9 protein-coding genes are annotated in these 15,974 nt (G+C 39.5%); 3 read left to right on the top strand and 6 right to left on the bottom strand.

Annotated elements, in window-relative coordinates:
- Positions 1 to 42 precede the first annotated feature (42 nt).
- The 6 genes from AB6D06_RS14925 to AB6D06_RS14900 all read right to left on the bottom strand — a co-directional run bounded on the left by AB6D06_RS14925 (position 43) and on the right by AB6D06_RS14900 (position 9,584).
- Positions 43 to 1,077 carry a macro domain-containing protein gene (locus AB6D06_RS14925; protein ID WP_102550643.1) on the bottom strand — a complete coding sequence of 345 codons (1,035 nt, stop codon included), beginning with the start codon at positions 1,075 to 1,077 and terminating at the stop codon, positions 43 to 45.
- 188 nt (positions 1,078 to 1,265) lie between these two features.
- Entirely contained in the window at positions 1,266 to 2,804 is a 1,539-nt protein-coding gene (locus AB6D06_RS14920; RefSeq protein WP_061017095.1) for an HD domain-containing protein, read from the bottom strand.
- Positions 2,805 to 3,073: 269 nt separating this feature from the next.
- A complete protein-coding gene (locus AB6D06_RS14915; protein WP_061017098.1) occupies positions 3,074 to 3,949 on the bottom strand; it encodes a hypothetical protein in 876 nt (291 codons plus the stop codon).
- Complete coding sequence (locus AB6D06_RS14910; protein ID WP_269337774.1) at positions 3,949 to 5,187, bottom strand: hypothetical protein; 1,239 nt, start codon at positions 5,185 to 5,187, stop codon at positions 3,949 to 3,951. Before AB6D06_RS14910 ends, AB6D06_RS14915 begins: the two co-directional genes overlap by 1 nt.
- Positions 5,188 to 5,829 carry a hypothetical protein gene (locus AB6D06_RS14905; RefSeq protein ID WP_102550647.1) on the bottom strand — a complete coding sequence of 214 codons (642 nt, stop codon included), beginning with the start codon at positions 5,827 to 5,829 and terminating at the stop codon, positions 5,188 to 5,190.
- Positions 5,826 to 9,584 (bottom strand): ATP-binding protein, encoded by a 3,759-nt coding sequence (locus AB6D06_RS14900; protein ID WP_157939102.1) that lies wholly within the window; start codon positions 9,582 to 9,584, stop codon positions 5,826 to 5,828. The genes AB6D06_RS14905 and AB6D06_RS14900 overlap by 4 nt, the downstream gene beginning before the upstream one ends.
- A gap of 284 nt (positions 9,585 to 9,868) precedes the next feature.
- Between AB6D06_RS14900 and AB6D06_RS14895 the strand changes: the two genes are divergently transcribed.
- The 3 genes from AB6D06_RS14895 (at position 9,869) to AB6D06_RS14885 (ending at position 14,944) form a co-directional block, all read left to right on the top strand.
- Positions 9,869 to 10,735, top strand: coding sequence for a WYL domain-containing protein (locus tag AB6D06_RS14895; RefSeq protein ID WP_102550649.1), 867 nt, complete (start codon positions 9,869 to 9,871; stop codon positions 10,733 to 10,735).
- Between the two features lie 79 nt (positions 10,736 to 10,814).
- Positions 10,815 to 12,464, top strand: coding sequence for a hypothetical protein (locus AB6D06_RS14890; protein WP_372110749.1), 1,650 nt, complete (start codon positions 10,815 to 10,817; stop codon positions 12,462 to 12,464).
- Positions 12,461 to 14,944: a hypothetical protein gene (locus AB6D06_RS14885; protein WP_371703990.1), complete on the top strand. Its 2,484-nt coding sequence runs from the start codon at positions 12,461 to 12,463 to the stop codon at positions 14,942 to 14,944. Before AB6D06_RS14890 ends, AB6D06_RS14885 begins: the two co-directional genes overlap by 4 nt.
- Positions 14,945 to 15,974: the final 1,030 nt, after the last annotated feature.

Below are 15,974 nucleotides of genomic sequence, written 5' to 3'. Positions count from 1 at the left end.
TCTAGCAATAAAAAACTTTCGAAAACTTCAGATAAGAAGGGCTTAGGTAAACTGCCCTTCTTCAACTAAACGTTGATATGCGGACTTAATTAAAGTCGGGGACACACGAGCTTGTAATGATGTTAACGATGACACATGTTCCACAAGAGACTCTGCAAAGACCTCCTTGTTAGCGTCACTCATTTTTTTAGCTGACCACAAAGTAGATGCCAGAATAATCATTCCATCTTTAGATTCATAGCCAGCAATGAGGTCGATAACGTACGATATACTTTTTTCATTAGAATTCTGTTCTCGCAACATACGAGTTGCTTTAGACACAACTTTAGGTTCCAACATAATGAAAGTACTATCAGCAGGCTTATTAATCCCAGAGATATATAAGAAATCTCCATCCATTATTTTTATCGCACTATTTAAAACAGATGAATACGGCCCCTGCCTGAACTCATTAAATTCCATCTTGTTTAGCTCTACACCGTTACAACTTAGAATATAAAGTAAACACTGAGCCTCAAGCTCCGACATTTGTTTCTTACGCGATGATGACAGATACTTTTTCAATGCAACTATAAGTGTTGCCCTACCTAGCGTTAGTTCAAGGCTTCTGTCCTTTGGAGGCGCGTCATTTGGAGCATAAATTCTCCATTCTACGTCATCTAACGAGGACAACTTATCATGAATTTGTCTTTCAACCTGGCTCCATGGTAGCCCCCCTAATCCACTACCGAGGGCAGGGATAGCCACTGACTTAATCCCCTTATCTAAAACAACTCTAACTAAGTCATCTAAACCATTCTCGATATACTCTATTTTCGATTTACCGCGCCAATGCGCTTTAGTTGGAAAATTAATAATGTATCGGGGAGAACCTTCAGCAATGTTCTTTACTAACAAAACCTTACCAACTGATAACTCTTCATTTTTACAAGCATCTCTGTAAATTTTGAAGTTATCTGGATAACGTTCTTTGAACTGATAAGCAAGGCCTTTACCCATTACCCCTACTGTATTCACTGTATTGACTAGGGCTTCAGCATCATCAGCGAACAAGTCACCTTTTTTGTATGTAATCATGTTAGTTCGTTAGTGTGAAAGGTAGTCCCAAAAACAGGACTAACAAATGTGAATTTAAGACTGTATAGGATACTTGATACGCAACTAATCCGCTATAAGAGTATGAGGTAATGACAGTTTTTCTTAAGTTTCATGACGTAAAAGCCAAGCTAAACTAGCAGCTTGGCTTCCAACGAACAGATCAAAAACTAGTCGCTCTTTGATTTGACTAGTTTATGTTCATGTAAAAACTCAGCCTTATATTGGTCTATTCGCCTTACTAGTTCCATGCCAAAACTATCGGAAATTGAATTATGAGCGAATATCCTGATGAAGCACTTTATGGACTGGTATCTTGACAACTTCTTGTTTGAATCCTTAAACGCTGTTACAGAATACTTTCCATCAAGCTGTTTTTCTAACAATTTAATCTCCGTCTTTGAGATATCTTTGAAAGCATTATCGGTCATGACATCTATGGTAAATTTCGACCTATCAATACCTTGGCTTGTAATCATTTCATCGATTGTTAACGTTAACAGCTTGACTGTATCCTTATTGATAACATCCGTGATATTTAAGTTTTCGGGATACAACTTTGATTCGTAGACTTTTTCCCATGGCGTACGATGGATTATGTCGTTATTCACTTCCTCAGCAGCAATGTTCCCTTCAATCGCCACAGCCAGTTGTTCGTTCAAGAAATGATCATCCGAGTTATTCTCATAGAAATCTTGGATTTGCTCTAAATAAGACTTTTTTTCGGCATCTGAAGGCAAAGTGAACTCAAACAAATCAACATCTGCGTTAACTTTCTTTGCTAAGCTACACACTTTGCTCAACATAGAAGAAAAAGAGCGATTAGTCTTGTGGTAGTAGACTTGTCCAAATAAATTCGCCCTAGCGTTGATGAATTCAACAATAGAGTCTAGGCCACTTTCTTTATAAGCTAGGTGAACAGCCCCATCACACTGGACAGGAACCATAGACATAAAGAGTCGGTTATGGTCATAGATTCCACATTTCACGCCTGAAAAATAGCTATCCCTTAGAAGGTAGTCCATTCGATCTGCATCAATAGGGCATGATGAAATTATTGAAGTCAAAAGAGGTAGTATGTTTAAGTTTCCTTGTTCAACCTCTATGTCCAAGCACACGTTATTGCTCTTGTAATCCTTCTCAATAATTGCGAGGACGTTATCGATATTTATATCCGCTTTATGTTTATCATCCAAGCTACTGTAAATAGCTTTAATAAATAAAAGTGAAATGTGCTCATGCTCTACGTTATTGCCGTCTTTAATCAGTTCCAATATCTCAGGGAAATCATTTCCAAAATACTCCTGAAAGTCATCCTTAGAAAACATAAAGGAGTCAAACTGATGAGACATAGGGCCATGACCGATGTCGTGCAATAACGCCGCCAAACGAAGTTCTTTAACAAAATTGACAGGTAACTCAGTAAGGCCAGTATAAATCAAGTCATCATTGTATTTATTCTCATACCGATGTGCATTCACTCCCATATTGGTAAGGATTTCATATGACAAGTGCATCACACCTAATGAGTGTTCGAAGCGGCTATGCATAGCTGATGGAAAGACTTTATAGAGGAATGTATTTTGTTTTATATTCCTAAGTCTCTGGAATAGAGGATGATCAATAAATGCTAGTTCAAGCTCTGTCAGCCGAATTATTCCATGAATGGGGTCAAGTATTTTACCTGTTAAGTATTGTTCGAATCGCATAGCACACCTATCTCCTGAAAATGCAATATAACTCATAACATTGGGGTGCATATCAACAAATTCAATAGATAGTGTCTAAGTATCTTTCTAGTTAATCAAAATATACAAAGTTGCCATTAAAGCCCACTCATTAACACGTTACTATTGACTCTATTCACAGCACTAGTAGTTATCCTCTAATGGAGCCACTAAATACTAATCATGTTGAACTAGACTTTCTGTTTAAATAACAGTTAAATTAGAATTGAACACTCAAAATTAGGTACGGACTAAACCAAGGGAGCTCTAGATAAATCTATAATAATCAAAGTGCACTGGTTTCTAATCAAGTGCTCTTGAGTTATTGCCAGTGAATTCTCCTCAATGAAGGTTAAATGCTCTCGTATTGATGCGCTAACAACTCTGTTCTTTAGCCTATCAAGCTGTTCTAGTTGCTTCAAAAATTCATCTAGCTTGTTGATACTTTGGAACAACTCCAGATTTTTGACAGGTACAATCCAATGATGTTTATCATTACTTAGTTGGTCGATCATATCTAAGCCTGCTGGATCGTAATCAAAGAAAAAACCCACCTCAACATCATTGTTGTCAAAGCACTCAATCATAGTAGGTAGGTCTTTTTGGTTCTTTCCGTGACCACGGTAGACGAGCACTGCGGATTGCCATTCCGCAGGTAAGGAGTGTACGACATCTCTCCATCGCACAATAAGCTCACCATTTTCAATAATGAGGACACGGCTAAAACGCTGGAAATCAAGGTCATCCAATTCTACAGAAACAATATAGCTAGCTTCTTTCGGTACATCTGGCTGGTTCTTTAACGGGATATTCACATTACCAGCTAAGCTAATTAGCTGCTGAAACACACCACCTTTAGCTGATTTCTCATTAATACTAGGGCCTGCTGCGTCCAATCTTGAATTACTACACTGTTGAAAGGTCAATAAATTTTGCCCCAATGCAGAAGTAAAATAATTATCAATTTCCCTCAATTCGGAGCGGGATACGAGAATTGAATTGCCACTAACAACCCCTACTTCCACGAGTCTGCAAACTTCAGTATTGGACTTGTTGGCAGATATCCTCTCCCTAGAACTGGCAACAATCCTCTTAGCTGCATTAATTAACGATCGAGATAACATCATTAAGCACCACCGATTGCTTCAAAAACAATGTCACTAATAATCACATTACCGTCATAAGGAAGTATTATTTCTCTTTCTTCCTTGATTTGGACAATGCTCTTCAAACCAATTTTTTGCGCACTAATGTATCCATCGACCAATAAAAGCCAGTCTTCTAATTCTATATTAAGGTCAAACATCATATAGCTTTGCGCAGCAGACAGAGGGAGAATGTTCAGATCAGCTTTAATAGCCTCAAACATTAATTCCAACGCTTCGTCTACCTCATTAAGTTCAAACTCTTCCTCATCTTCACGGACATCCATGACTTCGATACTGTCTAAATCTGAAGTTTTACCTTTCTTCCGCTCACCGCCAGCAAGAGCCCTCACTGCCAAATCGATTAAGTCATCAGCTTGGAGCTCACTGTTAGTATTTCCATAGGCTCGTACTTCCGTTTCCGAAACCTGAGACAAGCAGTCAGGCAAGCATTCAATTGAATCTATGGATGGAGAGAAGGTTTTGTCATCTTGGAATTTAATTGCAAAAACATCAATAATACGATTAAGCTTGGACGATTTCTTATCTCGCTGAAGCTTTGCCAACATATCGACCATTTTTTTGTTTGATACATTTAAATCCTTCAATGCTAGATCGATTTTAGATTTAAGTACCTTAAGAAGGATTCTCTCAAGATGAATATCAGTTTGTACCCACTCCCTAAGCTTTTTCACACTTAAGTGCTCGAAGATATCATTGATTCTACCGATCTCACGTTTGCATCGACCGATTTGGCGAATTTTGTCATCAACATCAGTGACCATGCTAAATTCATCCGCAACGATCCTATGAAAAGAAGACACAGTCTCAACCAAGGCGTCATTTATCTCGACGGTTATCTCTCGAATTTCATCTAAATAGTTTTGTTTTTTATCGTCATTGAAATCCTTAACTCGTCTATAACTTTCAACGGCATAGTCCAAATTTTCAATCTGATTAGAAAACTCGCCATGACGTTCTCTGAATCTATAACGGCTAGTCACCCTATCTAGTAAACGCTTAACAGACGAATGGATTTGGACTCCATGTTCATCATCTAAGTCATACGCTAACTGATGCTTTGTAAGCGCAGCGATTGCAGCCTTATTGCTTTCACTATAATGAAGAACTCCAGCATGCTCATAGCAAGCCTCGTCTACTACCTCAGTATGAGTACTCAGCGCTCGTACAGCTTCTTTTGACTCCACCTGTCGAGACATCTAAATTAACCCCATTTGAGTATCTAGTTGGTTTTCAGCATCAGCTTCGATTTCCAGCATCCCTTCATTAGTAGCGATAAACTCCAAAGTCTCATAAAGCAGCGACCATTTCGCTGTAGCAATAAAAAGAGAACCAGTTGAGGATGGAGATACAAAATATCCTTCTTGGACAAGGTAATCTAAGATCGACCGCAGCTTCGTTTTACTCTCTTTGCTTTTATGAGCTCTTTTAAGTTTATGTGCAATATGATCAAGCTGATTTTGAAGAGAGTTACTTTCCTCTATTGCTGCGAGTAACTCTGACTCCGATAGTTTACCACCAGCCATTATAGGTCTTGAGTCTGAGTCAATATTTCGGGCTAGCTTTAGCCAAGTTATTATCCCTTCCATTGTCTGCGAAAAAACTTCAAAGTCTTTTAGTACTTCGTTTTTCTTACGTGTGTTATCTATGTTCTCGTATCCACAGTAAAAACCTAGCCCGTCTTGTGTTTCGACTGTTGTCATACTTATTCGAGACAAGTATTGGTTCATGTCACTTCGATTTCTGGTATCGGATAAATATGTGAACTCAATAGGAGTCGCATACTCACAGATCACTTTTTTACTCATGAGCAGTCGGAAAACCGATTCGAACTTATTCATTCAACCACCTCTATAGACTGATTTTGCTTCGACTCAGAAAGCAATGGATTGACTTTGCTTCTACGTCCGCCAATAAATGATTTAACACCTACATTCTTCACTATGTGATTTTTAGTCGCGAAGTATTTGTAAGTGGCTGGATGCAGATCTGGCTGAGCAGTGAACAAGCAAATACCTTTTTGAGCCATCATGTCGAATAAAATGGCCAGGTTAGAAATAGAGATTTTCCCTAATTCGTCTAGCGGCCAGTGAATAACAACGTCTTCATCCTGGCACAAGAATCGAGTCATCCCACAGAAAACAACGATAATAGCTAGTTTGGAAATCCCTTCGGAGCCGACCTTTTCTAGATCTTCATCATTTCGAACCACTGCTGGACGTCCATTCTCAACAATCGTTATCTCCATCTCGACCAAAGACTCTAGGTTTTTAGATATCTGAGCCTCTTTAAATGAAGCCAACAATTGCTTGAAAGAAGCAAGAAACGCTTTGGAAGGTAGACCTCTTGAGGTTTCGCCTGACCATTTATCCAACTCGAGGCTAAAGAGATTGAGGTCTTTCCAAAGATCAAAAGTATGGATCTTGCTTGATAGTTTGATGTGTATGCTGTCGATAGCAGGGAAAGGATTGCCTGTTTCAATCGACTTGTCCAAAGTGCTCGAAACTGAATCTACTTTACTGTTCACTTGTTTAAGGGTTTGGTGGTAGTTAGAAACCTGAGTCGAGATTGAACGAAGAGTTTCAATTTTAACGTCCCTAACATCTGGAATCACGTTTAGGACAAGCTCTTCAAGGTCTCCCAAGCAAGCAAGGGAAAATTGAGGACTATCGTAGTTGATAGCATATTCATAATTTTCTGAAAGCTTCGTCATGGTCGCAGAGCGCATCTGCTCCCACATCATTTTTATTTCATTGTTGTCGTCCAATCCTAAGATTGTGTTACTTACATCTTTTACTTTACTAACGATTTCTTTCTTAAGCGTGTTAATAGCAGTGATTTTGTCTGTCACTAAACTTACGGCATGCTCAACAGAATGAAACTCTAAATCTACAGATACATCTTCTAAACTAACTAAATCTGATTCATCGACCGCTTTTTCCAAGTTATTGGTACAAGTTGTAAGCTGCCCTATAGCCTCTTTGGTTGAAATTAGCTCCTGCTCATCCAATTTAATTGAAGTCGCTACGTCATCGATTTTTCTGCCCACCGATTTCTCATAATCGTCTCTCTTCGAAACGCCTCTCGCGATCTGTCGCTCTAAATCCAGCTTTTCAGAATTATAAGTATCAATATATTTCCATTCTGCTTCGAGCCAAGTGTGGTAGTCGATAATTAAAGCTTGAAAAGATTTGATCTCCTCACACTGGCGCTCGAGCGCACCCCACTTCGACTTGGCACTCTCGATGCTGACTGGATCTACGCCTTTATTCATCAACGCATGGTTGAACGTTAACTTGCAGTCTCTGATTCTGTCTGAAGTCACCGTTTCTTTATCTTTGATCAAAGCTTCAATAGCACTTTTTTTCGCGTCTTCTTCTGACAACCTATAATCAAAGTTAGCTTTTACCTGAACACGCTCCTGTTGGTGGCGCTGTTCTTCATTTTCAAGGTTTGCTTTCAACTCGGACTTAATTGCAAAAAAATCAGACTCTAGTACGCTTTTTTGTTTCTTAACTTCGTATGTACGACTTTCAGCATCACTTTCAAACTGGCCTATCTTTTGATCTTTTAGGAGGTTAAGCTTACTCAGTTCATCCTCAAAGACTTTTGATCTTTGACTCTGAATTTTTACTTCTTTCTGAAGATTCTCTGTTTCTTGCTCATCACTTTTGGCTCGACTCTTAGCTTTCTCTTTGCGTGTTTCTGTTTCCAATTCTTTAATTTTTAAAGTATCCAGACGCTCTGAAAGCTTTTCTTCACTAAGACAAAAATCAGGAAGCGCAATTGAATCAAGATCCAGATGAAGACCGAACATTGACTCAGTCGTATCGAGGTCAAAAATTGGCTTTAGATTGTTTGAATCTAACAAGTTAGGGTCGATTACTTTACCTATATTGCAACGCCAATCAGGAAATTTCTGTTCTAAAAACTCGTTGAGTGACCCTTTTGTGGGCAACAATGCACGACTTACAGAAATGATTTCATCTGAGATTTCTTTCAGCTCATCCCTACAAGCATGGTAAACCGATAGACTGCCCTCATGAGTTTTGGTTGCTTGACGAAGTTGCTCATTTAAATAAATTACTACACTTTGCGAAGCACTAAGGTCTTGGCGCTTACCCTCAAGATCATTTTCCAGACTACGTAACTCACCCTTTTGTTCTTGTGTGAACTCAAGAGATTGTCCTTCAAGAACTGCAAGTCGAACTTGTTCTTGTCTTATCTTTTCAGACCGTTCATCGAACTCATCTTGCAACCTTTTTCTTTCAAGGTGAAGGTCACTTTGCATCGCCTCTATACGGTCAGACTTGTGCTCGAATATCTCTTCCCTAGTTTTAAGTATGCTATTGATTTCTTGGTGCTTGCGAGAGCGGAAATCAGAACATTCGAGTTCCAGTTTTTGAACCTGAGCGTTAAATGTACTTTCTTCTGTTTGTACATCTTCCAGTAGATTGTCGTAATGGTTCTTGGCCGATTCCGCTTCCTTCAGCATATCGCTCAAGCTATTGTAAAGCGTGATTTTCCCTAAAATATCATCTTCACTTTCATACTTGTCACGCTTATTGTAAATAGCATCAACAACCTTGGATTTCCTTTCAAACTCAGTCCGTTGAATGCTTAACTCAGTGTCGAGCTTTTGAAGATGATCTTTCCTATCACCGACCAACGAGCTGTACAACACCTTCTGCGAACGAATCTTGTCTGACAACTGAGTGTCACTAAATGCCAGTTGATGCAGGTAAGAAGAGATTTGAGCTCGGTACAAGTTTAATTGCTTGATGTACTCATCAAGGCTGTCTTTATTTGCAACTGCTTCATCGAACTTGCTCTTTTTAGTATCTAGTTGAACAAATACGTCTAGGCTATTTGCTAGGTTGATATACTCTTTCTTATATGGGACATCGTCCATCGATGTATTGTTCAAGAAACAATCTACAATCATCGTCTTAAAACGACTCAACATTTTCTTGTGGCGCATCATTGTCGCCGTCAAAATATCGATATGATTCATGTTATGGTTCGCAGAACACAACGAGTACTCATGAGCGATTGCAACTAAGTTTTTTCCCGTACGGCGTCTATGGGCCAAACGCTTTTTGTTATTTAGAATTACTGAACGGTAATCGACGCTTGTTTCTATTTGCGAACTTACCAACATTGACTGAGAAACAACGTTTTTAAGCCATGTTCGAGTTTCATTTCCTTGCTTAATCAGCTCGTCGTACAAATGCTGAGAAAACAATTGTTCAGCGGTTCCCGTCAAAAACCTATAGGCGACACTGGAGCCATTCCGATACATTACAGAGCACTTTCTCTCACCAAGCTTTTCATATTCGAACACGATGACAGATTTTGGGGTGGGCAAATAGTAATCAACGAAGGAAACTTTATCCGCTTGTCTATCCACCAGCTTACTCGGATCGGCTCCATAGAACGCTGGAAGTAAGCTTAACAAAGTGGATTTACCAGCTCCGTTATCACCCGTATTGTTGCTATGCCCGATAGCCTTGACCTTGAATAGTTTCCCAGGGATAAATGAGTGGAAAAGTACGATCCCTAATAGTTTTGAGCTTTTTGTTTCAGATTTATTCATTTCTTTCATCACAGTGCGGCAGAGATATTCTCAACCCCTCGGTTAGTGAATGATCTACAACAAACTTACTGACTCGGCTGCCACTAAGTGAGTCCATTATTTGTGCTTCCAACTTCCACCAGAGTTAAGAGGCTGCGTTTAAGATAGAAATGCCTCAACACCCAAAAGAGCCAAGTGTATCGTGTCTACTAGCGGTCAAAGAATCAACTAGTATCATATTACACTGGAATCAAATGATTCGTTAGAGTAAATTAGTACAGTTCATTTTGATAAGGGTAATCATTATGCGTTGTGTCGAATCTCCACAAACCAAACGACTAAGGCTTATTGATTTCTATCTCTGCTTCTTTGGGAAAGTGAATCGCTCCGACCTTATTCAGCACGGCGATATTGCCGTTGCTACAGCAAGCCGTTCTTTTAACGCTTACAAGGAACGTTTTTCCGACAACACGGTTTTCAACGAAAGCCTGCGTGCATATATGAGGTCAGCATCGTTTAGTCCAGCTTTTGAGCATGCCCCAGAAGCTGCTCTGAGGTTAATCGCATGGGGTCAGGAGCTTAACTCAATTCCAGTAACAACTTATGGTGTGAGCAGCTTCGCGACAGTGTTGGATTCACTATCCATTGATATCGTCTCTCAAGTCACAAGGTCGATCCTGAATAAGCACTGTATTTCTGTCCTGTACAGTTCCTCAACTAGCACCGAGACTAGAACCCTTACGCCTCATTCTCTATTCAAAGGACTTGGGGCTTGGCACATCCGTGCTTGGGACAGCAAAAGACGTAAATTCCTGTGCTTTAGAATCAGTCGAATTCTTAAGGCTCAGCAAACTGACTGCTCATACGACAAGACTATAAAGGACGATACTCTTTGGAACCGTGATGTCGTCTTAAGTGTTGCACCACACTCTAAGCATGAAAATAGAAATGACTTAGCCATTGATCTTGGTATGGAAGGTCAATACGTTCGAAACATTACAATCAATGAGGCGTTAGCGGGCTACGTGCTCAATGACCTTCACGTAGACTGTACGCCTGATGCTTCTTTGCCGCCGCATGCTTTCAACTTGCAGTTGATGAATAGGCACGAGCTAGAGCATGTTGACTCTATTCGAGCCCTAGTACCTGGATTTAAATCAGGAAACCGATGACCATCACTAAACACCAAATTAGCGTATAGACAGCTATACATATTTGTTTTGTATATCCTTAACGAGTAGGACAATGAGCTTGAAAGCTACCTCAGATACTGGCTGGGTTAAGCCGATTAATCAGATTACTGGCCTCGACCATTTAGGAGTGCAAGCTCCATGCATCGAAGTCTACGGTAAACTTCTTCCTGGAATCACTAATGTTACCGATAGAGCTCGGTACTATTCGTTCTACGCATGGGTGTTTTATGCCTTCGAAAGGAAAAAGTGGTTAGATAGTGACACTTTTTTAAAAATGTTCCGAAGAGCAGACTGCCTATTCACACTTGCCGCTATGGCACATGAAACAAGTGATGACGGTACAGTTAATCACTCTGGGGCTCTTGTAGGCAAGGATACATTTCAGAAACACTTCGAAGACATCACCTCAGGGAAAAAATTCAAGCTATCGCAATTTAGCCATACTAATCCTGATTCCTCTCGATACTTTAAGAACTCCTTTGGCGGCCTAGGACAGTATTACTTTGGCACACTTTGCAACCTAAAAATACTAGCGGGTGAGTCTCCTAAAAACGGGAAGCTCATTGAAGAAGTAGGACTAAAACTAGCCAAAGCATTTGACCAAAACGTTAACTCATCACTTTTTTTGGAAACTATTGAAAATGATGAGTTTACCTACGAAACTCTGACTTATTTAAAGTCATTCTGCCCATGTAATCTATCATGCGACAGTGAAGAACGAACTCTTTTAATTAACCTATTCACCAAAGGTTTCGCGTCACTTTATCAAACAGAATACGAAACTGACTTTCAAGCTCTCAGCCGCGTTGAATCGATGGCTTATATCCTTGCTCTCACCGAGCATATTACTAAAACAGACACCTCTCAAAGTTTTGATGTGGCGGTCTTCCGAAAACTGGCTTATACAAATGCTCTTCAATACACAGGTAAATACGAGCACCTTTGGAACATTGAATCTAGCTGGCAAGATTACGCTAGAAATGAGATAGCCTCTATTGCCATGCAAGGAATATTTTACTGTGTTCTAAAAGCAACTGAATCTCGCAGACCGAACTTCAAAGACACTCGGTCAATAGCTGCGTGGTACTGGCAAGAAGGGCCTGGTGGCAAGGTAATATCAAATTATCATCACCAACAATTCGATCAAACCTTGTCTCAACTTTCTGTTCAGTTACCTAACTATGAACGATGGGATGAAAATAACCATGAAATGACTCTTGCCCACAGAGTAGAGAAACTTACAAAGAATGGCAGTAACGATTTAGAATCCATAACTAATAATTGCCTAATGATCTTGGCAGCACTGGTTTCCCGCACTCAGAATAAGTCGGGGTATAACAGCGTAGAGCTCCAGAAAAGCTTTTTAGATAGATACCCACTCAATCTGTTAGCTATCTGTGAAACTTTAAATACCCAATTGAGTAAACAATCTACTCTGTCAGGGTTGATACAATTAACTCACCATAGCTTACTTGAGAACCACTTTCTTGTTGCTATGAGAAAGCTAAGAAACCAACAACAGATGACCTTTCGTTTCCTACCCAGTGAATTTGGTATCGAAATAATAAAGCCACCCCCAGCAGTTTTTACGTCACCAAGATTTAAGCAAGTTATTCAAATTATGGCAGATCTTGGCATGGTTCGTATAACAAAGAACTCTTTTCTAGTAGAACCTGCGGGCTATGACATTCTGAAGGTGAGCCTATGAGCAGCCCTATTTCGCTCATAGAAGAGCTGAAGAAAGGTGGTTACGATTCATGCCTAATGACAAGCTACTCTATTAACTTTGCATTCTATGAAGAGTACCTTCTTCGAAAAATGCAAATTGCTGGTGTGACAAATCATTTACTGTTCGTTGATAATCGCATGTTAAAAGCGGCTATCCAGAATTTTCCACCTAAGTTTGCTGGCTACGCATACGGCATTGCACCTATGAAATGTAACCAAGCATTTCACCCCAAAGTGTATATGCTCCTTGGTAAAAGGAAAGGCTTGCTTGTAGTTGGAAGCCACAACATGACTCTATCTGGTTTCGGCAGCAACTTAGAAGTTACAAATGTAATTAGGTTCGATGAGAAATCTAACGAAGAAGATCTTTCTATTTTTAAAGATGCTTTTCATGCGTTTGAAATATGGCTGAATGATTATGGGCAAAGCTCGTCTCAGATAGTTAGAGAGATGTTAGGTAAAGCCAAGACTTTAGCTCCATGGGTTAAAAAGAAGCCGAAGCTACCTAGTAGCAATAGCTTCCTGTTTTCATCCTCTTCCAATAAAGAATGTCTTTGGAGAAGCCTCCAAACGCACCTACCGAAAACAGTTGACAAAACATACGGCGTTTCAGCGTTCTTTGACAGCTCGGGACAGTTCGTTTCATCTCTTTCTGAGTTTTCTGTAGCTAAACCCATCATTGCAATACAGCCTAAAAGCGTTTGCCTGAATACCACAATACTGCACAGTGGCACCGTAAAATTTGTAGATATAAAATCTATCCAACCTGATAGTATGCCAGAGTTCACAACATACGCTCATGCAAAAGCTTTAGTATTTATCGCCAATCAAGAAACATTCTTCATATCAGGTAGTGCTAATTTCAGTAGCAATGCATGGCTTAAGACTGGCAGTAATACCAATGCTGAGGCAATGCTTCTTCTCCGAAATGGAGATGCAAAGGACGCAATAATCTCAACCAACTTTTTGGATATGGTAGCGTCAGAAGAAGTACTGGAAGTAAATAGCAAAGAGCTAAGCGAAGGCTCTACAGACACTACACATATCGAGTTGGTATTTGTTGAACTAGAACTTAACCAGTCTTTAGAAATCGAGCTCAAGGATAGCCATAGAGGTTGTCAGCCGTTTTACAAGGATGAGTTTGGTGACTATTACCAAATTGAACATACTCTAGAAAATCAGGTCATTATTATATCTGAGCAGTTGTTAGACTGCGGGAAACTGATCTACCTACTCCTTAATGAAAAGTTAATCGCTACTGTCGTTACACATAACGTCCCCTCGCTAGAAAAACTATGTGAGTCTTCTGAAGAACGCCAGTTAAGACAGGCTGTTTCATCATTAAGTACTGATTACCCTCAATTTGATCTTCTATTTAACTGCATTGAGAAGCTAACACCTCAATTACGCCGCCCTGTCGGTACATCTGAAAAATATATACCACAAACTCATGGTGATACGAATGAGAGAGATTCGCTCATTGTTAGCATTGATCAAGAAAACTACGCTCACACCAAGTCAGGAAGGCGTGCCATATCGTCGGATGGTTTAAACCTAATCTTAGATATGTTTCTTCATGCCATACCTTCTATCCAGCCAGGCAGCAATTCTCTATATAGAGAAGACCATTTAGGACGCAATGAGGAAGAACTTGTCGGAACAGATGATGAAGATACCGCTGAAAACCCAAGTATTTCTCCTGAGCAAGTAGAATATGTACATAAAAAGCTCACGAAAATACTTAATAAGCTTGAAAAGGTATATGTTTCGAACTCGGATAATGAAGCCAATAAAATGAGCTTTCTACTAATGGCCTTCGTTGTAATTCATAACCTTAGCCGTCACGAGTTTATTGTCGGTTCGCATGAAATCAAGGTACAGCCGACTAAAGACAATGCCAACAAAACAAAACCAATAGTTGATGAGAAGCACCTTAAAAAACTTAGAGAGATCTCTTTTTTCCGTTTCTTTAATGAAAAAGAATCTCCAATTCAGATCCTCAATGACAGTGAAAACATCTACAACAGCAACGAATACACCCAGTTGTTAGCACACGTCTCGTGGTTGCTTTTTAAGTTAGGCATAAGCTATAGCGACGCTCCACGGCTATCAAATAGTGATAAAGAATGCGAAATCATTCACTGCGCAAACGCTCAAATGCTTTTCCTGATGCAAAGGTTAGATGGTGATGAAAAGGCTTTTAAAACTGCGGAAAGCTTACTTGAAAGTGATTCATCGAGCGCTTTAGAGTGGTTACACAGGTCAATGTCGGAAACTGAACTGTTACTTTATGAAGACAGGCTCCCTTATAAAGGATATCAATTAGCGAAATCAAATCTCGCTGGCTTTAACGGATTCTGCTTCGTTGATAAAAAAAGGAATAACAGGCCATCGGTACAACTTGCTACTGTAGGTTCGAACTTAACATTTTCCCGAAAATCCTTAGATATTGTATTTTGAGAATTATCGAACCCCAGTAGTGGAATACTAAATTTGGCCACCTTAACTAGCGATTTGCAAAGCCCTAGATAATCCATAATTTGCTAATTTAGTAGTTTCACTAACACAAAATTGTCCGTGCGGGATGCCTGCTCTGCCTTAGCTTCTACTTTCAAGTGTTTTCGTGTCAATGATGGTCTACAAGCGGGACTTCAGCTACAATAGGCTTAGGTAAGAGAAGGATTAGTCGAATTGAAAAAGCCCTTCCACCCGCTCTATAGCCGAATTAATGTAGGTACTTCGGGAGAAGTTTAAAGTTAGAGCGACTGCGAAAAGCGTATATACAAAAAGGTAATTCGGTGATAACACGCCCTCACTTGTGGGGGCGTTTTTTATTTGCAGATTTTGATCTCTAATTTAAGGGAGTTAGTTGATTAAAGTTTATCTGCTTTTCTCAGCATGATGTTCTTTGTTAACAGCCACTTGACCAACATTTTTGAATATAGTCGCGTTAAAAGTTCGGTTGACAGTTTAATTTTACTCCATAGCTAAACATCTTGAATCAGATCCAGTAGAACATAATCCTTATCTAAAATTGAATACGTTGCTCTAGAAGTTTACGAATAGCCAATGTTCTATTAAGAGGCAGTTCGATTCAGATCGTAATCAATTATTCACAGAGTCTATATAATGTTGTTTTTACGAACATAATTCCAATTAAAAGGTAGCCTTCGATGGTAACTAGGTTGCCCGAAGTCTAACTAGTGCTCTGATCTACATGGGCTTACTACTGATTCAGCCTTCAAAATTCTTTTCTTATGATCATTTCATGCCAGCTTAATGAACCGAACAAGCAAAAACACCAGTTTAATAGGCTAACTTGTGAAAAACATCAGATTAAATGCAGCCAAAGGGAAAAGTATCAGATTAAGAAGCTAGTTTGAGAAAAACATCAGAGTAAATGTAGCCAAAGGGAAAAGTATCAGATTAAGAAGCTAGTTTGAGAAAAACATCAGAGTAAATGCAGCCAAAGGGAAAAGTATCAGATTAA

This window comes from Vibrio sp. 10N.239.311.G01 (assembly GCF_041465805.1).
Lineage (GTDB): Bacteria > Pseudomonadota > Gammaproteobacteria > Enterobacterales > Vibrionaceae > Vibrio > Vibrio crassostreae_C.
The sequence above is the reverse complement of the archived record's forward strand: the minus strand, read 5'-3'. Positions and strand labels throughout refer to the sequence as shown.